Below are 20,574 nucleotides of genomic sequence, written 5' to 3' on the forward strand. Positions count from 1 at the left end.
TCGTCTGTTTGCCACAGGAATGCTAAGTATATCGCTATATGCAGATTGTTGGCAAAATCATCACCCTGAAAAAAGCATCGTTCGATCAAGAACATGCATAAAAAAGCCCAGCCGGTTCGGCTGGGCTTCTGAAAAGTGCGACATCCGTGAATCAGAGAATGAAGCGGCTCAGGTCTTCGTCAGCCACCAGTTCATCCAGATGTTTGCCCACATAGTCAGCATCGATGGTGACCGATTCACCGTGACGATCGCTGGCGTCATAGGAGATATCCTCCATCAGACGTTCCAGTACGGTATGCAGACGACGCGCACCGATGTTTTCGGTGGTTTCGTTAACCTGCCATGCGGCCTCAGCGATCCGGCGGATACCATCCTCGGTGAACTCAATATTCACGCCTTCGGTATTCATCAGCGCTTTGTACTGCACGGTTACCGACGCATTAGGCTCGGTCAGAATGCGTTCGAAATCATTCACGGTCAGCGCCTGCAGTTCAACGCGGATAGGCAGACGACCCTGCAGTTCCGGGATCAAATCGGACGGGCTGGCAACCTGGAACGCGCCCGAAGCGATAAACAGAATGTGGTCCGTTTTCACCATACCGTGCTTGGTTGAGACCGTGCAGCCTTCCACCAGCGGCAGCAGGTCGCGCTGAACGCCTTCGCGTGACACATCCGGACCGCCAGCATTCTGGCCGCCGCGCTTACAGATTTTGTCGATCTCATCGATAAACACGATACCGTGCTGCTCGACGGCATCGATGGCGTCCTGTTTAAGCTCTTCCGGATTCACCAGTTTTGCCGCTTCTTCTTCGATCAGCAGCTTCATCGCTTCTTTGATCTTCAGCTTGCGAGGTTTCTGCTTCTGGCCGCCGAGGTTCTGGAACATCGACTGCAGCTGGCTGGTCATCTCTTCCATTCCCGGAGGCGCCATGATTTCGACGCCCGGGCCGCTGGCGGCCAGGTCGATCTCGATCTCTTTGTCATCCAGCTGGCCTTCGCGCAGTTTTTTACGGAACGACTGGCGCGCCGCAGAAGGTTCCGCGCTCTGCTCTGACTGGCCCCAGTTGTTTTTGGCTGGCGGAATCAGAACATCCAGGATGCGCTCTTCCGCCATCTCTTCTGCACGGTATTTGTTCTTTTCAATCGCCTGGCTGCGCACCATCTTAATGGCGGAGTCGGTCAGGTCGCGAATGATCGAATCGACTTCCTTACCGACATAACCCACTTCGGTAAATTTGGTCGCCTCGACCTTGATAAAAGGCGCATTGGCCAGTTTAGCCAGACGACGGGCGATCTCCGTTTTACCGACACCGGTCGGTCCGATCATCAGGATGTTTTTCGGGGTCACTTCATGGCGCAGCTCTTCATCCAGCTGCATGCGACGCCAGCGGTTGCGCAGTGCAATAGCCACGGCGCGCTTGGCGCTGTCCTGGCCGATAATAAAGCGGTTCAGTTCGCTGACGATTTCGCGTGGAGTCATCTCAGACATAGTTATACCTTTACGCCCTGGAGGTTAATTCTTCGAAATTAACGTTATGGTTAGTGTAGATGCAGATATCGCCTGCGATGTTCAGCGACTTCTCAACGATGTCGCGCGCGCCCATGTCGGTATTCTCCAGCAGCGCACGTGCCGCGGCTTGGGCGAAAGGTCCGCCGGAGCCGATGGCAATCAGATCGTTTTCAGGCTGAATTACATCACCATTACCGCTGATGATCAGTGAGGCGGACTCATCCGCGACCGCCAGCAGGGCTTCAAGTCGACGCAGCATACGGTCAGTACGCCAGTCTTTAGCCAGTTCCACCGCGGCTTTCACCAGATGGCCCTGATGCATTTCTAGTTTACGTTCGAAAAGCTCAAACAGGGTGAAGGCGTCTGCGGTGCCGCCAGCAAATCCGGCAATCACCTTATCGTTGTATAAACGACGCACTTTTTTAACGTTGCCTTTCATCACGGTATTGCCGAGCGTAGCCTGGCCATCACCGCCAATCACTACCTGGCCGTTGCGTCGTACACTTACTATTGTTGTCACGGGCAGACCCCTTGTTGCAGTCGGAAAAGGACTCCGCGCACGGGGCGCGGAGTATCATGCAACAGATATGGGGCGGGTTTGACGGGTTTCAACCCCCGATTGAGAGGGGAATGCAGCCGGAGTGGCCGGAACTGCGCAGACGCTTCAGTGTGCTGTCCGCAGAGGCGCGATCTTTATACGGACCAATCACCACGCGATTCCAGCCGCCACCGGTCGTAATGCGGCTTTCAAATCCTTCAAAGGCTAAACCGGCACGCACTGACTCCGCCTGGTCGGTGCCTTTGAATGACCCGCACTGCACCATCCAGCGCTGCGAAGAGGCTTTCTCCGCCGGTTTCGCTTTTGCGGTCTCCTGCGGTTTTGACTGCAACTCGGGTTCCCGCGTAACTGGCGCAGGCTGCGTCTGGCGCTGAACATTTTGCTGCTGCTGCTGCTGCTGCTGCTGCTGCTGACGTTGCTGCTGTAACTGCAGCTGCTGCTGACGCTGTTGTTGCTGCTGCAACTGCTGCTGGCGCTGTTGCTGCTGTTGAGCCTGCAACTGCTGACGTTGCTGCTGCAGCTGTTGTTGCTGAACCTGCTGCTGCTGACGTTGCTGCTGTTGCTGGAATTGCTGCTGCTGGCGTTGCAGCTGCTGTAACTGCTGCTGATGCTGCAGCGTCTGCTGACGTTGCGCCGGTGTCTGTTCGTTCCACGGCACTTCGTTCAGCTGCGTTGGCTGCTGGCGCATATCCGCCTGCATCTGCTCCAGCAGCTGGCGCTGCTCGTCAGTCAGCTGCGTCTGCGACTTCACCTCGCCACCCGAAGAGGGTTCGATAGGGGTCGGCACGGTAACCTGACGGTTCTCCAGCTCTTTAATATATTTCCAGCGCTCTTCGGGCTTCGGCGGTAAGCCATTGCCGTTGGCTTTATGATCCGTAATGACCGGCACGTCCTCTTTCTTGTGATGCGCCAGGAACCATAAACCACCGGCAAAGGTCACCAGCACGGCGACCGCCAGTACAATCATCAGTTTGGATGTTCCCGAACCGCCTTTGCTCTTCTTGCCGCGGCTGGGGCTTTTTTTGCGACGCGTCCCTGTTGAACGCCCGCGGCCTACGTAATCTTTTTGTGCCACTCTCGTTCTTATACCCTTCAAAAATAGTGCCAGATGGGCGAAATGATGATTTTTACGCGCCCGGCAAGGAGTCCGCCATGTTACTCAAGGGTCGGAACTTTGACCAGCAGTGTTCGCTTTAAGAATCTACTGAAAAAGCGCGGCGAATACGCTTATTTTTCACGCTTTTTTGCGCGCGCCGTGCTGCCCCGAATGGTCAGACCCGCGTCCAGTAGCCGCGAACCGCTGATGACCCGTTTGCCATTCAGCTCATCCAGCAGCAGCAGCATCGCTTCCCGGCCGATCTGATAGCGCGGTTGGGTAACGGTAGTCAGCGGCGGCTCGCAGTAGCGCGCCAACTCGATGTCATCAAATCCCACCACAGAGAGATCGTCAGGTATCCGCAGCCCGCAGCGTCGGGCCTGATTCATCGCCCCGAGCGCCATAATGTCGCTGTGGCAGAACAGCGCGCGCGGTGGCTGCGGCAGGGTCATCAGCTGATTCATCGCGGCAACGCCCGCTTCGAAGGTGAAATCGCCGCGCACAATATAGGTGGGATCGACCGTCAGGCCACTGCGCCGCATCGCCTGGACATAGCCCTGTAACCGATACTGACAGAGCGGCATCTCTTCCGGCCCGGCGATACAGGCAATCTGTGTGTGACCTAACTGCAGCAGATGATTAACCGCTTCAAACGCGGCGGTCAGGTTGTCGATGTGCACCGAGGGCAGTGACATTTCGGGCGCAAACTCATTCGCCATCACCATCGGCGGCAGGTTGCGCTGCTCATCAATGCCGGCATCAAAGGGCAGCTGTGAGCCCAGCAGGACCATGCCATCTATCTGGCGCGTCACCATCAGGTTGAGAAAGGTTCGCTCCTGCTGATTCTGATGGGCGCAATCGCCAATCAGCACCAGATAACCCTCTTCGGCTGCCGTGACTTCAATGCCGCGGATGATTTCACTGAAGAAGGGATCGCAGATATCAGGGACAATGACGAGGATGGTTCGGGTCTCATTGCGACGCGCGTTGCGTGTTGGACCATGTGCTGCATAGCCGACAGCGGCAACAGCCTGTTCGACTTTCTGTCGGGTGGCCGCAGAAACTTTCTCCGGATTCATCAGCGCACGCGATACGGTGGCGGTTGAGACACCCGCATGTTCCGCGACATCCTTCATCGTGGCGGCGGGCGGTTGTTGATTCTGCTCCAACACATGCTCCTGACGCATTATGGCGTGTTCGATTCTGTTTTTGCCTGCTCAGAGGCAAACCAGCCACATTGTTAACGATTGCGTGGCTGGTTGTTACTTAATTTGCATAAAAATTGTGACTTATGCGACATTTTTCGATCTGGCTCGCAACGTCAGCGGAGATCAGCTCTCGGTAGGGTCAATATCCAGCGTCCATTTCACTTTGCGCGCGGCGGGCAGGGTGGAAATCAGCGGCAGCGAACTGCTCAGCAACTGCTGCAGACGCTGCCGGGAAGGGTGCTGAACCAGCAGTTGCCAGCGCCAGCGGCCGCTGCGTTTTGGCTGCAGGGCCGGGACCGGCCCCATAAACCACATGGCCTGATCGTTGAGCGGACTGGCCTCCAGCAGGTTACGAAGCTGTTGCAGAAATTCAGCTGCCTGCTGATTATCCATATCTTCAGCGCGAAACAGCGCATGGCGGCTCCAGGGTGGCAGGTGAACCGCCTGGCGCTCCAGCAGTGCCTGCTGCGCAAACGCCGTATAGCCCTGGTGCAGCAGGGTCTGAAGCAGCGGATGTTCCGGGTGGTGGGTCTGCAGCAGGACTTCGCCCTGCTTACCGGCACGCCCGGCACGTCCGGCGACCTGGGTGTAGAGCTGAGCAAAGCGCTCCGCCGCCCGGAAATCGGCGGAAAACAGCGCCCCATCGACATCCAGTAGCGACACCAGCGTCACGTCAGGGAAGTGGTGGCCCTTCGCCAGCATCTGAGTACCAACCAGAATGCGCGCGCCTCCGCGATGCACATCGGCCAGATGCTGCTCCAGCGCCCCTTTACGGCTGGTGGTATCACGATCGATTCGCGACACCGGCACGCCAGGGAACAGCGTGCCGAGCTGCTGTTCCAGCTGTTCCGTGCCGACACCGACCGGCAGCAGGTGAGTGGAGCCACATTGCGGGCACTGATGAGGAAGCGGACGCTGGCTGTCGCAGTGGTGGCAGCGCAGCTGGCGATGATGCTGATGCAGCGTGTAGTAGCGGTCACAGCGGTGACACTCGGCAATCCAGCCGCAGTCGTGACAGAGCAGGGCGGGCGAAAAGCCGCGGCGGTTAAGAAACAGCAGCACCTGATTATCCGCCTGCAGATGCTGACGCATTTTGCCAATCAGGCCCGGTGCCAGGCCGCCGATCAGCTGCACACCTTTTAAGTCGATCAGCTGTTGCAGCGCCGGTCTGGCATTGCCTGCGCGCTTTGTCAGGTCGAGCTGGCGATACTTGCCGCTGCGCACATTGTGCAGCGTCTCCAGCGCGGGCGTCGCCGATCCCATTACAATCGGGATATTTTCTTCATGGGCGCGAAACACAGCCAGATCGCGCGCCTGATAGCGCCAGCCCTCCTGCTGCTTGTAAGAGCTGTCGTGCTCTTCATCAATGATGATGACCCCCGGCCGGGCCAGCGGGGTAAACAGCGCCGAGCGGGTGCCAATCACAATTGCCGTTTCACCGCGTCGCGCACGTAACCAGACGGCCAGCCGCTCGCTGTCGTTTAAGGCGGAGTGCAGCACGTCAATCGGCGCATCAAAACGCTCCCGGAAACGGGCAATGGTCTGCGGGGTCAGGCCGATCTCCGGGACCAGCACCAGCGCCTGTTTTCCCCGAGCCAGCACATTCTCCAGCACGCTGAGGTAGACCTCCGTTTTGCCGGAACCGGTGATGCCCGCCAGCAGCCAGGCGGCGTAATGTTCGTCATCTGCCCGAATTGCACCGACCGCCATCGCCTGATCGGTATTCAGACGCAGGCGTTCGCCTTTAACGGCGAAGGTGGTTCGCCAGTCGTGCCGCTGCGGCTGATGCTCATACAGCTCGCACAGCCCTTTGGTGCGCAGAGCCTGAAGCGTCGCCTCCGTCAGGTCGTGTTCGCTGACCTGATGGCGATAGAGTGGCTGCTGACGCAGGGCAGCCAGCGCCTGCTGCTGTTTGGGCGCGCGCTTTAAACTCTCCGGCATGGTCGCCCGGCCCTGCTCGGTAATTTCCCAGCGCCATAACGGGTTATCCTGCGCGGGTTTACCCTGACGCAGCAGCACCGGGATGGCATGGTTCAGCACTTCGCCCTGGGGAGAGTGATAGTAGCTGGCGGCCCAGTTAAGGATGCGCCACAGCGAAGAGGGGTAGAGTGACTCGCTATCCAGCACCTCAATGACGCGCTTGAGCTGTCCTTCGGGCAGATCGCTGCTCTCACGCAGGGCGACCACAATGCCGATCATCCTGCGATTGCCAAAGGGCACACTTACGCGACCACCAATGACCGGCTGCGCGCCCTGTGGCGGCAGATAATCAAACAGGCGGGGCAAGGGGACGGGCAGGGCAACCTGGACAACGGGCATAACTCTCTCTTTCCGGCTCGGGCATCGGGAGGGCTAGTGTACACGCTGGACCCGGATGGCGGGTATCCCAGGATAAATTTGCAGCAATGACAACTTCTCTGTATAATATGCCGCCTTCGGTGAGAAAGACCTTGCCGGAATACACCCTATAATGTTCAACCGCGTGTGGTGCTGTGCAGGTTTAAGCCTGGCACGGAGAGCGACACGGCCTTCTATGAGGTTTCCCATGAAACAAGGTATTCACCCGAAATACGAAGCAGTTACTATCAAATGTACCTGCGGCAACGAGATCCACACCCGTTCAACACTGACTCACGAACTGAACCTGGACGTCTGTGGTAAATGCCACCCGTTCTATACCGGTAAGCAGCGTGAAGTGGCAACTGGTGGCCGTGTTGACCGCTTTAACAAGCGTTTCAGCGTGCCAGGCGCTAAAAAATAAGATTAAAAGGCACCTGAACCTGCGGGTTCGGCGGCAACAAAAAACCCAGCCTCGGCTGGGTTTTTTTATGGCCCGGTTACAGGCTGGAGTCTGTTTCAGGCTTGTTCAATTCCAGAAGCTGCGTGGTGTAATCACCATCTAAATCAGCAATGGTAGTGATCTTAGGGGCTGAGATTGAAATTTTATCCGCTTTCATGGTGCCCTGCCTGCACAATAACCACAGTCGGCAGGATGTATTACTGATTTTGCCATCCGTTGTCAGGGCCAGGGTTGCCGCCTTCAGGGTACCCTTATTAGAAATTCCACTTTTACCGGTCACGCTTAACCGCTCAGTCGCCTGCATCACGCCCTAATTGCTGAAGTCGTCAGAAACGAGAGAGGCATTCTGCGCTGTGAGGGTTCCGGCGTTAGAGACAGTTACGGCAGAAACAGAGGCTGTGCTCTGTGCGGTAACATCGCCTGACCGGAGGCTGACCCCTTTAACGGCGTATAAGCCAATAGTGTCCGCCTGAATCGAGCCGGAGTTAATCAGGCTGGTGTTGGCGACAGGCGTGATAACGCCATTCACCGTGCTGTAGCCGGTCTGCATTGTCAGGGCTCCAGCCGTGCTGATGGTGCCTTTATTTTCGATATCTCCCGCCAGCGAAAAAATGCTGACGGTACCATCGCCACTGATCTGCCCTTTCTCGTTGTTAGTCACTTTTCCATAACTCACGATGCTGGCGTTATTGGTGGCTTTAACAGTGCCTTCATTCGTGAATGTATTTGTTGTCTGCAGAGCAGCCTGGCTGGCAGAAAGCGTCCCTTTGTTCGTCATGCTGCCGCTGGCTGCGATGCTCATCACGCCAGCGTCAAGGGTTCCGTTGTTGGTTAACGTGCCATTGGTTGAGATATAAAGGCTGTTGGCATTCAGGACGCCATTATTGTTGACGCCCGCACCGGCTTCCGTAGTTTGCAGCTGGATCAGGCCTGCTGTTGCTCCGCCCAGCGCGCTGACATCGATGCTGTTGCCGCCAGTCCGGCCTGTCGTGCTGGCTGTGGCCTGACCCGATGCCCTGTTATAGGTGTATTTACCGGCAATCGCCCTGAGCTGGGTTGTCCCGACTTTGCCCTCAAGATTGATTTTTTGTGCCAGCAGGTCCGTATAATCGGCGCCTGTCAACCCTTTGCCTTTAACCGTAAGGGTGCCTTTCGTCACATTAAAGCCCGTCAGTGCACCATCGGTTAAAACTGGCGTGCCGGTGGTCAGGGTGGCGCGTCCGGTATTGATAAAATTACAGCCGGAACAGGTGATCCCGTTTGGGTTGGCGATAATCACATCGGCCTTCTGACCTGCGACTTCAATAAAGCCGTTCAGTGAGGAAGCTGTATTTGAGATGACCTCGTTCAGAATCAGACTGGCTGAGCTATTCAGATTGCTGTTCCGGGCAATATTACCACTGTCGCGAACCATATCTGTGGTGCTGTTATTCAGTACCAACCCCTTTTCTGAGACGTTGAAGCTCTGATACATATTATGTGACAGACCATTCGCATCCGGCTGATTAATATCCACCACGGTCGAACCATTTGCATGCTGATAACTGTTCAGTGCAGAAAGCGCAGGCTGGCTACACAGGGTGGCGAGCATCGCCAGGAATAGCAGATTAAACTTATGCGTATTCATTTTTTTCCTCTGGATATGTGTGTGTTTATTTTCAAACTCTTTTTATTTAACGCTTTTACTTCTTACTAATATTTCCACTGCAGTGAAAAACCGAGCGTAACGGGATCGGTGTGGAAAGCCTGGGGTTTTTTAACCGGGGTGCCGGCAAAAAGATCAAAACGTGTTTTCAGGAGTGTTCCCCGCAGGCCAGCCACGCTGCCTATAACGGTTTTTCCGGCATATTCCTGCTGGCTGCTATTACCGTAGACCTGGCCTGCGTCAATACCGATATAAGGCTGAACCGGTTTGTCAGGGAAAATCCAGCTGATATCGTTGCGCCAGAACCAGCCTTTATTATCCTGAAGCGCGTATTCGCCATCGAAGCCACGAACCGTCCAGCGGTTTGCCAGCGAAAAGCGATTCAGCGAAGAGAGGGTGTCGGGTGAATATTGCACACTGACATGGGGTGAGTAGTTCAGCCAGTTATCTCCTAACTGGAAATTAACCGAACCTTTCAGATCCAGCGTCATAATCCGGCCCTGCGTATCAATGAGCCCATACGTCTGTTCAACGGTATGGCTGCTGTTAAACCAGGGCATCTTCCGTTGATAGCTCAGGGTCGTCGTCAGCGCCGCGTTATCGTCATGCATCTCATGCTGCAGCAACGCTTTCCAGCCCGCACTTTTTTTATGCATGCTGATGAGGTCCCGGTCATTAAGTGAATAACGCGATGACGTATTGAAGATTTGCAGGCCAGCTGTGGTGGTCTGAAAGAGGGTTCGCGAAAGCAGTCGGTTGAGCTGCGCACTGTAGTAGCTGTTCTTATTATCCAGTGCCCATTCTGACCAGTTTCCGGTCAGGCGTTGCTGATAATGACTCTGGCTGGCATAGAGATCGAGCCACCAGAAACCCCATGGCACCGAATAACCCATCGATTTATTATCATTGCCTTTGCGGGTCTGTTTCGGCGCAATATCGTGGCCGTAAGAGACGTAAAAGATGTCACTTAATGACGCAATGTTGTTTAAATAGAGTGCGGTTCCCCCCTGATAACGCCCGGTCGCCGCCGAGCCGGCATCATTCAGCCAGGCGCTCATCTGCCAGTATTTATCCTGTTCGCGCTGGATAACGATATCGCTTTCACCTTTGCTGCTGCCTGGCAATAACTGAACGTTAACCCGCGATCCCGGGACGCGCTGAAGATTAAGGCTGCCCTGTTCCAGATCGCTGAGTTCGAGCAGATCACCCGCGCTGAACGGCAGGGTACTGGTGAGATTAATGTCGTCGCCACTCGCCTTATTTAGCACGATTTTTCCGACGTGACCGGCATGAATGTCAAACGTTAACGTACGGCCCGACAGATTCTGTTCGGGCAAATTAACACGCGTTGTAATATAACCCAGCCGGATAATTTCATTCTGCAGCGTTTTAGCGAGAAGTTTTATTCCGTTAATGCCCAGGCACTTCCCTTCTGCCTGTGCGGTAAAATAGCGTAATTTTCTGAGGTGCAGTTTTTTACTGTCCTGATTCAGCGAAATATTATCGATCGGATAGCAATTTTCCTCATGCGGAAACGGAATCGCTTCCGGTCTGAAGTCCTCTTTTTCAGACATGCCAGGCGGCAGGTCAGGCGCTAATTGCGCTTTGCGCTCCCGATCCTGTTGCCGGGCATTAATATTCTCATTTTGCACCGTTATAGCCGGTGCCACGCTGGATGCAGAAGTGAAATAACTGGTTGTGCCGGTGATGAAAAAAATAAAAAAAGTGGGTGCGAAGGATTTTATTTTATATTTGATGCTCATTGGCTTTCCGTGAAATTGTCGCTCTGACAAAATCTTACGGATGCGCATAATAGTGAACAATAGTAATAATTCTATTGTCCGGATAAAACAATATTCTTATTGCAATGGAAATAACGCAATAATAAGGAAAAGAGGGTAGATTTTTCTGATACGTCTGGCAGGCAATATGCAGGCGATGGCGTCAGGCCGGAAGAGAGGAGCGTCACAGGGGGCAGAACGGATCAGAAAAGCGGCTCCCTGAGCGGAGCCTGCTTCTCTGCAGCGAGGTCAGGCGACAACGGCGCCGGGGATCAATATTCCCATGTGTCCGGATCAACACCCATCTGGCGCATAATTGCTTTCGCTTCTTCCGGGATCTCATCGCTGCGCTCTTTGCGCAGGTCGACGTCATCCGGCAGCGGTTGACCCGTAAAGGCATGTAAAAAGGCTTCGCAAAGCAGCTCGCTGTTGGTGGCGTGACGCAGGTTATTCACCTGACGACGGGTGCGCTCATCCGTTAAAATCTTCAGCACGCTCAAGGGGATAGAAACTGTAATCTTCTTGACCTGCTCGCTCTTCTTACCGTGCTCAGCGTACGGGCTGATATATTCGCCGTTCCATTCAGCCATGGGTTACCTTAATTAATAAACGTTAAATGTGAGGAAATCAGCGGATTATGCCTGATTTTTTCCTGCCTGACCCCTGATATGGCGGGTTTTCTTCGTTCACTGCCTCTGTTCTTCAGAGAGGAACGCCAGGCGATGACGCATAATTTTAGCGGGTATTGCGTTTCTGCTCAATCTATACGCAAAGACATTTAGATGTCCAGATGTATTGACGTCTAATTAGAGGGTGATATTCTGTGAGCCACATTTTATTCACTTTTCAGGAACAATTCGCTCATGACGCGTAAACCGGCAACCATCGCAGTGCGTAGCGGTTTGAATGATGACGAGCAGTATGGCTGCGTTGTCCCGCCTATCCATCTTTCCACAACCTATAACTTCCTGGATTTTAATGAGCCGCGTGCGCATGACTATTCCCGTCGGGGTAACCCCACGCGTGATGTCGTGCAGCGTACGCTGGCGGAACTGGAAGGCGGTGCGGGCGCGGTATTAACCAATACCGGGATGTCGGCGATTCATCTGGTGACGACGGTGTTCCTGAAGCCTGGCGATCTGCTGGTTGCACCACATGACTGCTATGGCGGCAGCTATCGGCTGTTTGACAGCATGAATAAGCGCGGCGCATATCGGGTGAAATTTGTTGATCAGGGTGATCCGGTGGCACTGCAGGCGGCACTGGATGAGAAACCTAAACTGGTGCTGATCGAAAGCCCCAGCAATCCGCTGCTGCGCGTGGTGGATATCAGCGCGATTTGCACCGCTGCCCGGGCGGCGGGTGCCATCAGCGTGGTGGATAACACCTTTATGAGTCCGGCCCTGCAGAATCCGCTGGCGCTGGGGGCAGACCTGGTGATCCACTCCTGTACGAAATATCTCAACGGTCATTCCGACGTGGTGGCAGGCGCGGTGATTGCTAAAGATCCGCAGCTGGCGACGGACCTGGCCTGGTGGGCAAACAACATTGGCGTCACGGGCGCGGCCTTTGACAGCTACCTGCTGCTGCGCGGGATTCGCACACTTTCACCACGCATCGCAGCGGCGCAGCGCAATGCGCTGGCGATTGTGGAGTATCTGAAGCAGCAGAAACGGGTGAAAAAGTTGTATCATCCTTCGCTGCCGGAGAACGCCGGACACGAACATGCCGTTCGTCAGCAGCGCGGCTTTGGCGCCATGCTGAGTTTCGAGGTTGACGGTGACGAGGCGCTGCTGCGCCGCTTCCTGAAAGCGCTGCGGCTGTTTACGCTGGCGGAATCGCTGGGTGGCGTTGAGAGTCTGATCTCCCACACCGCCACCATGACGCACGCGGGGATGTCGGCAGAGGCACGCGCTGCAGCGGGCATTTCCGATACGCTACTGCGGGTTTCTGTTGGTATTGAAGATCACGAAGATTTAATTGCCGATCTGGATAATGCATTCCGGGTCGCAGCCGAGGGTTAAGCATGACGATTTCAGCAGGCACGGGAACGCCGACTATCAGGCAGTTGCATAAATTTGGCGGCAGTAGCCTGGCCGACGCACGCTGCTATCAGCGTGTGGCCAGCATCATGGCGGATTACAGTCAGCCGGGCGACATGATGGTGGTCTCTGCGGCTGGCTCGACCACCAACCAGCTGATTAGCTGGCTGAAGCTGAGCCAGAGCGACCGGCTCTCCGCGCACCAGGTGCAACAGGCTTTACGGCGTTACCAGAGCGAACTGATCGGTGCGCTGCTGCCTGCTGAGATGGCGGAACCCTTAACCGCGGCATTTATTCGCGACCTGGAAAAGCTGGCCGCGCTGCTGGATGGACCGATAACCGATGCGGTCTACGCCGAAGTGGTCGGCCACGGTGAACTCTGGTCGGCGCGCCTGATGGCAGCGGTGCTGAGTCAGCGCGACATGCAGGCCTGCTGGCTGGATGCGCGTGAGTTTCTGCGTGCTGAACGTGCGGCCCAGCCGCAGGTCGATGAAGGCAAATCCTGGCCGCTGCTGCAGACCCTGCTGGCACAGCATCCGCATCAGCGCATCGTGGTGACCGGCTTTATCAGCCGCAATGACGCGGGTGAAACCGTCCTGCTTGGCCGCAACGGTTCCGACTACTCCGCCACGCAGATTGGTGCGCTGGCAGGTGTGGGACGGGTCACGATCTGGAGCGATGTGGCGGGCGTCTACAGCGCCGATCCACGCAAAGTTTCTGATGCCTGTCTGCTGCCGCTGTTAAGGCTGGACGAAGCCAGTGAGCTGGCGCGTCTGGCGGCCCCGGTGCTGCATACCCGCACCCTGCAGCCGGTTTCCGGCAGCGATATCGACCTGCAACTGCGCTGCAGTTATCAGCCGGAGCAGGGTTCCACCCGCATCGAGCGGGTGCTGGCCTCCGGAACCGGCGCACGCATCGTGACCAGTCATGATGATGTCTGTCTGATTGAAATCCAGCTGCCGGAGCAGCATGACTTCGCCATCCTGCACAAAGAGATCGACCTGCTGCTGAAGCGGGCGCAGCTGCGTCCGCTGGCGTTTGGCGTCCATCCTGACCGCCAGCTGCTACAGCTCTGTTACACCTCTGAAGTGGTCAACAGCGCCTTTACGCTGCTGCAGGATGCCGGACTGCCGGGCCATCTGCAGCTGCGTGACGGCCTGGCGCTGGTGGCGCTGGTGGGCGCAGGCGTGACCCGCAATCCGCTGCATACCCATCGCTTCTGGCAGCAGTTAAAAGATCAACCCGTTGAGTTTATCTGGCAGTCTGAAGAGCACATCAGCGTGGTCGCAGTGCTGCGCGTCGGTCCCACTCAGCATCTGATTCAGGGATTACATCAGTCACTGTTCCGTGCAGAAAAGCGTATCGGCCTGATGCTGTTTGGCAAAGGCAATATCGGCTCACGCTGGCTGGAGCTGTTTGCCCGCGACCAGGAAACGCTCTCAGCGCGCACCGGCTTTGAATTTGTGCTGGCGGGTGTGGTGGACAGCCGTCGCAGCCTGCTGAGTTATGAGGGACTGGATGCCAGCCGTGCGCTGGCCTTCTTTGACGATGAAGCGGTAGAGCGTGACGAAGAGTCGCTGTTCCTGTGGATGCGCGCTCATCCGTTTGATGATTTAGTGGTGCTGGATGTCACCGCCAGTACGCCGCTGGCGCAGCAGTATCTCGACTTTGCCAGCCACGGTTTCCATGTCATCAGCGCCAATAAAGTGGCCGGTGCATCCGACAGCCAGACCTGGCGGCAAATCCGTGATGCTTTTACCAAAACCGGACGTCACTGGCTCTATAACGCCACTGTCGGTGCAGGTCTGCCGATCAACTATACGGTGCGCGATCTGCGTGACAGCGGTGATACCATCCTGGCGATCAGCGGGATCTTCTCCGGCACGCTGTCATGGCTGTTCCTGCAGTTTGACGGCACGGTGCCCTTCACCGAGCTGGTGGATCAGGCGTGGCAGCAGGGCCTGACCGAACCCGATCCGCGGGCCGATCTCTCAGGGCAGGATGTAATGCGCAAACTGGTGATCCTGGCGCGTGAGGCGGGCTATAACATCGAGCCGGATCAGGTGCGGGTCGAATCGCTGGTGCCAGACAACTGCCAGCAGGGCTCGGTTGACCATTTCTTTGAAAATGGCGATGAGCTGAATGAGCAGATGCTGCAGCGACTGGAAGCGGCGCGGGAGATGGATCTCGTGCTGCGTTATGTTGCCCGTTTTGATGCCAACGGCAAGGCGCGCGTGGGGGTTGAAGCGGTTCGTCCGGAACATCCGCTGGCCTCGCTGCTGCCCTGCGACAATGTCTTCGCCATTGAGAGCCGCTGGTATCGCGACAACCCGCTGGTAATTCGCGGGCCGGGTGCAGGCCGGGATGTCACCGCCGGTGCTATCCAGTCAGATATCAATCGCCTCGCACAACTGCTCTAGTCCTCCCCTCAGGCGCTTCGGCGCCTGTTTTCAATGCGTTACCGCTGCCTGTTGAATCTCTTTCATGCTGGTTGAAAATTGATCATCGCTGTTCACGATTTATGCGTTGACGGCACGATCGGATTGGGTCATTTTGAGCATCTGGACGTCTAAACGTTCAGATGTTCGCGGTCCAGTTTTTAACCGATGAGGATGCAGGATGAGTTTCTTTCATGCCAATCAGCGCGAAGCGCTAAACCAGAGCCTGGCTGAGCTGAACGGGCGCATTAACGTCTCATTTGAGTTCTTCCCACCGCGGTCTGGTGAAATGGAAGAGACCCTGTGGCGTTCCATCGACCGTCTGAGCAGCCTGAAACCGAAATTTGTTTCTGTCACCTACGGTGCCAACTCAGGCGAGCGCGATCGCACGCATAGCATTATCAAAGGCATCAAAGATCGCACCGGTCTGGAGGCGGCCCCTCATCTCACCTGTGTTGATGCCACCCGCGATGAACTGCGCGCTATCGCCCAGGATTACTGGCATAACGGCATCCGTCACATTGTGGCGCTGCGGGGCGATCTGCCAGAGGGAGGCGGCAGGCCGGAGATGTACGGCAGCGATCTGGTGGCGCTGCTGAAAGAGGTCGGCGATTTTGATATCTCCGTCGCGGCCTATCCGGAAGTCCATCCCGAAGCGAAAAGCGCCCAGGCCGATCTGATTAACCTGAAGCGAAAAATCGATGCAGGCGCAAGCCGCGCCATTACCCAGTTTTTCTTCGACGTGGAAAGCTATTTACGTTTCCGCGATCGCTGTGTCGCGACCGGCATCGACGTTGAAATTGTGCCAGGCATTCTGCCGGTTTCTAACTTTAAACAGCTGCAACGCTTTGCCACGCTGACCAATGTGCGCGTGCCGGGCTGGATGAACGCGATGTTTGCCGGACTGGATGAGGACCCGGAAACACGGAAAATGGTCGGGGCAAACATCGCGATGGACATGGTGAAAATCCTGTCACGCGAAGGGGTGAAAGATTTTCATTTCTACACGCTGAACCGCGCTGAAATGAGTTACGCCATCTGCCACACGCTGGGCGTGCGTCCGGTTGCGGTGGCGGCTTAACCGCTCTCCTTCAGGCAATAAAAAAGTCGGGACAGTCCCGACTTTTTTTATGGCGGCGTTCAGAGGGCGCGGACGATATGCCGCGCCTGCGCGCTAACCGGTGTTACGCATGCCTGCTGCCACGCCCGCAATGGTCACCATCAGGGCCTGCTCAACGCGCGGATCCGGCTCATCGCCGCGTGCTTCCTGTGCGCGTGAACGATGCAGCAGTTCTGCCTGGAGGACGTTAAGCGGGTCGGTGTAGACGTTACGCAACGCAATTGACTCGGCAATCCACGGCTGGTCGGCCATCAGGTGCGAGTCATTGGCGATGGTCAGCACCGCTTTGATATCGGCATCAAGCTGATCGCGCAACTGCTTGCCCAGCGGCCAGAGGGATTTGTCGACCAGACGCTGATCGTAATACTCTGCCAGCCACAGGTCCGCTTTTGCGAACACCATCTCCAGCATCCCCAGACGGGTAGAGAAGAAAGGCCAGTCACGGCACATCGCCTCCAGCTGATCCTGATGACCTGCCGCCATCGCCTGCTGCAGGGCCGCACCGGCACCCAGCCAGGCAGGCAGCATCAGACGGTTCTGCGTCCAGGCGAAAATCCATGGGATGGCACGCAGCGACTCCACGCCGCCGGTCGGGCGACGTTTAGCCGGGCGTGAGCCGAGCGGTAATTTACCCAGCTCCTGCTCCGGCGTGGCTGAACGGAAGTAGGGAACGAAGTCGGCATTTTCACGCACATAACCCCGATACATCGCACAGGAGTCAGCGGAGAGCTGATTCATGATGTCACGCCATTCGCGTTTTGGCTCCGGCGGTGGCATCAGGTTCGCTTCCAGAATTGCGCCGGTATAGAGCGACAGACTGGCGATGGTGACGGCCGGTAAACCATATTTGAAGCGAATCATCTCGCCCTGTTCGGTGACGCGCAGCCCGCCGCGCAGACTTCCTGGCGGCTGCGACAGCAGCGCGGCATGAGCCGGTGCGCCGCCACGGCCAATACTGCCGCCGCGTCCGTGGAACAGGGTCAGGGAGATGCCCGCTTTCTCGCAGGTTTTGATCAGTGCATCCTGCGCCTGATATTGCGCCCAGCTGGCGGCCATCACACCGGCATCTTTCGCCGAGTCAGAGTAGCCAATCATCACCATCTGTTTGCCCTGAATAAAGCCGCGATACCAGTCGATGCTCAGCAGCTGGCTCATCACATCATTGGCGTTGTTCAGGTCATCCAGAGTTTCAAACAGCGGTGCAACCGGCATCGCATAGCTGATGCCCGCTTCTTTCAGCAGCAGATGCACGGCCAGCACGTCAGACGGGGTTTTCGCCATTGAGATCACGTAGGCGGCGATGGAGCCCTGTGGCGCTTCAGCCGCGACGCGGCAGGTTTCCAGCACTTCACGCGTCTCGTCGCTGGGTTCCCAGCTGCGCGGCAGCAGAGGACGCTTAGAGTTCAGCTCACGGATCAGGAAGGCCTGCTTATCCGCTTCAGACCAGCTTTCATAGTCGCCCAGTCCCAGATAGCGGGTGACTTCGGCAATCGCTTCGGTGTGACGGGTGCTCTCCTGGCGCAGATCGATACGCACCAGCGGCACGCCAAAACATTTCACGCGGCGCAGCGTATCAAGCAGCTGACCGTTGGCGATAATGCCCATGCCGCACTGCTGCAGCGACTGGTAGATGGCAAACAGCGGGTCCCACAGCTGATCGTTGGAGACCAGCAGGTCGGCCGGACGCGGCAGACGCTCGCCTTTCAGGCGATGTTCCAGGAATGACTGCGTGCTCATGAGCTGGCTGCGCAGACGCTTCAGGATCACACGATAAGGTTCGATCGCTTCCGGATCGCCGCTGAGTTCACGGATCTCATCGCTGCACTCCGACATCGACAGCTCGGAGATCAACACGCCGATATCGCGCAGGAACAGGTCAGTGGCTTTCCAGCGGCTCAGCTGCATCACATGACGGGTGATCGACGCCGTCACATTCGGGTTGCCGTCGCGGTCGCCGCCCATCCAGGAGGTGAACCGGACCGGCACGAAATCCACCGGCAGCTTAATGCCAAACGCCTCTTCTACCTGTTCGTTCAGCTCACGCAGAAAGGCGGGAACGCCTTCCCACAGGCTGTTTTCCACTACGGCAAAGCCCCATTTGGCTTCATCGATAGGGGTGGGACGGTATTTGCGGATTTCATCGGTGTGCCATGCCTGCGCGACCAGCTGGCGCAGGCGGCGCATAATCTGGTTACGTTCGTAGTCAGAGACATCGCTGTGGTCGAGCTGTTTCAGGCAGCTGTTAACTTCGACCAGCTTGTGAATCAGGGTACGGCGGGTGATTTCGGTCGGATGCGCGGTCAGCACCAGCTCCAGCGACAGCGACTCAATGGCCGCCAGAATGTCGCTTTCACGGATATCTTTCTGCTGTTTCAGAGTCTCAAAGGTCTTTTTCAGCAGTTCCGGGTGATTCGCCCCTTCGCCACTCTGGGAAATGGTCTGATACTGCTCGGCCACGTTGGTTAGGTTAAGAAACTGGCTGAAGGCGCGTGCAACCGGCAGAAGCTCTTCGTTGGAGAGATTCTGCAGCGTATTGAGCAGTTCTTTACGATGTGTGTCATTGCCTGCACGGGATGACTTGGAGAGCTTACGGATGGCTTCAACCTGGTCGAGGATGTTCTCGCCCAGAGCTTCCTTAATCGTATCCCCGAGCAGTTTGCCGAGCATACTGACATTACTTCGCATTGCGGAATATTGTTCGTTCATTGGACCCTGACACCCTTATCGTCTTGAAAAACTTCTACACCCGACCTTTCAGGCAGCAGAAAAATCGGCAACGTTCTGCTCCCGCTAATCTACAGGGAACCGGCTCCGTTGCCGCCTGTCAGCATTCTGAAACGTTCTGGATAGTCACCCGGTGGGCATAACAACGTCTTTTATCTAGCCACGTAATGTTGCGTTCGTCAAATGCGTTAAAGTGGGCTGAACAGGTCGCTAAATAACGGAAATTCGAAGAATTTATCGGGAACAAAGCGGGATAAGTTATTCTTATTGGTAAATCCCGCAGAATGAGGGGGCATTTTACTGTTACTACAGTGAAATGCCCCATTTACTGTCAATCAGTGACAGAAATGCTGCACAACCTGACTGATAAGCGCCCGTGTCGGCTTAATAAATGCAGTATCAATAAATTCATCTGGCTGATGGGCCTGATTAATGGACCCTGGCCCCAGCACCAGCGTCGGACAGAGCTGCTGAATAAAAGGGGCTTCGGTGCAGTAGTTGACGATTTCGGTCGGCGTGCCCAGCAGTTTTTCCACCACACTCACCAGCTCATGATTCGCCGGACACTCATAGCCGGGAATCGGCGGATGCAGTTCGGCCACCGTGACACGGCCTGGCCAGCGTGCGCTGACCGGAGCCAGCGCCTCGTTAAGCAGCCCATCCAGATCGCTGAGCGACAGGCCCGGCAGCGGACGGATATCCATATGCAGTTCACAGCAGGCGCAGATACGGTTAGCGGCATCACCGCCATGAATATGGCCGAAGTTCATGGTGGGATAAGGGATGGCAAAGCCATCATGGTGATAACGCTCCTGCAGGGTCGTGCGCAGTTGCATCAGATGGGTAATCGACTCATGCATCAGTTCAATGGCGTTCACGCCGCGAGCCGGATCGCTGGAATGACCCGATTTCCCTTCAATACGGATCACATTCGACAGGTGTCCTTTGTGTGCCCGCACCGGCTTGAGTGAGGTGGGTTCACCGATGATGGCGCAGTCGGGGCGCAGCTGCGTCGATTCAGAGAAATATTTCGCGCCGGCCATCGTGGTCTCTTCATCGGCCGTGGCAAGAATATAGAGCGGCTTGCTGAGGGTGCTGACATCCACATCCCGCAGCGTATCGAGAATAAAGGCGAAGAAACCTTTCATGTCTGCCGTGCCCAGGCCATAGAGCTTGTTGTCGTGCTCGGTCAGGGTAAAGGGATCGCGTGTCCAGCGGCCATCATCAAAGGGAACGGTATCGGTATGCCCGGCTAACAGCAGGCCGCCCGCACCGGTTCCGGTCCGCGCCAGCATATTAAATTTATTGCGGGTGCCGGGTACAGGCTGCACTTCCACGCTGAAGCCGAGGTCACGAAACCAGCCTGCCAGCAAATTGATTAAAGTTTCATTACTCTGATCCAGAGCCGCATCGGTTGCGCTGATCGACGGTGTGGCGATTAACTGGCGGTAGAGTTCAATAAAAGGCGGTAATTTTGTCTTCACTGTTGACGGTCCTTGGGTTAGGATGTATCCATATTCATGCATTAATAGTGAATAAAAATACATTAACGTCCTCTGCAAGGAAACCTTAAATCACTGCAGAAGACTGAGTGGGTTACGGGGCAAGGCCGCGGCCCGGGACGTGCGACTGTAAAAGGGGTTACAGCCTG

At 56.3% G+C, this 20,574-nt stretch carries 15 protein-coding genes; 4 read left to right on the forward strand and 11 right to left on the reverse strand.

What is annotated here, in order from left to right:
- Positions 1-151: 151 nt before the first annotated feature.
- The 5 genes from hslU to priA all read right to left on the reverse strand — a co-directional run bounded on the left by hslU (position 152) and on the right by priA (position 6,692).
- Positions 152-1,489: an HslU--HslV peptidase ATPase subunit gene (gene hslU, locus OJ965_RS03360; protein ID WP_009088030.1), complete on the reverse strand. Its 1,338-nt coding sequence runs from the start codon at positions 1,487-1,489 to the stop codon at positions 152-154.
- 10 nt (positions 1,490-1,499) lie between these two features.
- Positions 1,500-2,030, reverse strand: a complete 531-nt coding sequence (gene hslV, locus OJ965_RS03365; protein ID WP_009088029.1) for an ATP-dependent protease subunit HslV — start codon at positions 2,028-2,030, stop codon at positions 1,500-1,502.
- 88 nt (positions 2,031-2,118) lie between these two features.
- The gene (gene ftsN, locus OJ965_RS03370; protein ID WP_265137785.1) at positions 2,119-3,144 is read right to left on the reverse strand and encodes a cell division protein FtsN; all 1,026 of its coding nucleotides are present in this window, start codon (positions 3,142-3,144) and stop codon (positions 2,119-2,121) included.
- Between the two features lie 152 nt (positions 3,145-3,296).
- The gene (gene cytR / locus OJ965_RS03375; RefSeq protein WP_265137786.1) at positions 3,297-4,334 is read right to left on the reverse strand and encodes a DNA-binding transcriptional regulator CytR; all 1,038 of its coding nucleotides are present in this window, start codon (positions 4,332-4,334) and stop codon (positions 3,297-3,299) included.
- Positions 4,335-4,496: 162 nt separating this feature from the next.
- Positions 4,497-6,692 carry a primosomal protein N' gene (gene priA, locus OJ965_RS03380; RefSeq protein WP_265137787.1) on the reverse strand — a complete coding sequence of 732 codons (2,196 nt, stop codon included), beginning with the start codon at positions 6,690-6,692 and terminating at the stop codon, positions 4,497-4,499.
- A gap of 226 nt (positions 6,693-6,918) precedes the next feature.
- On the opposite strand from priA, the gene rpmE reads away from it, so the two are divergent.
- On the forward strand, positions 6,919-7,134 hold the full coding sequence (gene rpmE, locus OJ965_RS03385) for a 50S ribosomal protein L31 (protein WP_003851227.1): 216 nt from the start codon (positions 6,919-6,921) through the stop codon (positions 7,132-7,134).
- Between the two features lie 76 nt (positions 7,135-7,210).
- Here the strand turns inward: rpmE and OJ965_RS03390 are convergent, their stop codons facing one another.
- The 4 genes from OJ965_RS03390 to metJ all read right to left on the reverse strand — a co-directional run bounded on the left by OJ965_RS03390 (position 7,211) and on the right by metJ (position 11,189).
- A complete protein-coding gene (locus OJ965_RS03390) occupies positions 7,211-7,480 on the reverse strand; it encodes a hypothetical protein (RefSeq protein WP_265137788.1) in 270 nt (89 codons plus the stop codon).
- Between the two features lie 3 nt (positions 7,481-7,483).
- Complete coding sequence (locus OJ965_RS03395; RefSeq protein WP_265137789.1) at positions 7,484-8,800, reverse strand: filamentous hemagglutinin N-terminal domain-containing protein; 1,317 nt, start codon at positions 8,798-8,800, stop codon at positions 7,484-7,486.
- Positions 8,801-8,865: 65 nt separating this feature from the next.
- Entirely contained in the window at positions 8,866-10,470 is a 1,605-nt protein-coding gene (locus OJ965_RS03400; protein ID WP_261766144.1) for a ShlB/FhaC/HecB family hemolysin secretion/activation protein, read from the reverse strand.
- 401 nt (positions 10,471-10,871) lie between these two features.
- A complete protein-coding gene (gene metJ / locus OJ965_RS03405) occupies positions 10,872-11,189 on the reverse strand; it encodes a met regulon transcriptional regulator MetJ (protein ID WP_009088019.1) in 318 nt (105 codons plus the stop codon).
- A gap of 273 nt (positions 11,190-11,462) precedes the next feature.
- Here metJ and metB point away from each other — a divergent pair, with 273 nt between their 5' ends.
- From metB to metF, 3 genes are all read left to right on the forward strand, one after another.
- Positions 11,463-12,623 (forward strand): cystathionine gamma-synthase, encoded by a 1,161-nt coding sequence (metB, locus tag OJ965_RS03410; protein WP_009088017.1) that lies wholly within the window; start codon positions 11,463-11,465, stop codon positions 12,621-12,623.
- 2 nt (positions 12,624-12,625) lie between these two features.
- The gene (locus OJ965_RS03415; protein ID WP_150030384.1) at positions 12,626-15,061 is read left to right on the forward strand and encodes a bifunctional aspartate kinase/homoserine dehydrogenase II; all 2,436 of its coding nucleotides are present in this window, start codon (positions 12,626-12,628) and stop codon (positions 15,059-15,061) included.
- Between the two features lie 199 nt (positions 15,062-15,260).
- Positions 15,261-16,160 (forward strand): methylenetetrahydrofolate reductase, encoded by a 900-nt coding sequence (metF, locus tag OJ965_RS03420; RefSeq protein ID WP_009088014.1) that lies wholly within the window; start codon positions 15,261-15,263, stop codon positions 16,158-16,160.
- Between the two features lie 93 nt (positions 16,161-16,253).
- On the opposite strand, the gene ppc is transcribed toward metF, so the two are convergent.
- Positions 16,254-18,905: a phosphoenolpyruvate carboxylase gene (gene ppc / locus OJ965_RS03425; protein ID WP_265137790.1), complete on the reverse strand. Its 2,652-nt coding sequence runs from the start codon at positions 18,903-18,905 to the stop codon at positions 16,254-16,256.
- Between the two features lie 353 nt (positions 18,906-19,258).
- The gene (gene argE, locus OJ965_RS03430) at positions 19,259-20,407 is read right to left on the reverse strand and encodes an acetylornithine deacetylase (RefSeq protein WP_009088011.1); all 1,149 of its coding nucleotides are present in this window, start codon (positions 20,405-20,407) and stop codon (positions 19,259-19,261) included.
- Positions 20,408-20,574: the final 167 nt, after the last annotated feature.

The organism is Pantoea anthophila, from assembly GCF_026104315.1.
GTDB classification, from domain to species: Bacteria; Pseudomonadota; Gammaproteobacteria; order Enterobacterales; family Enterobacteriaceae; genus Pantoea; species Pantoea anthophila.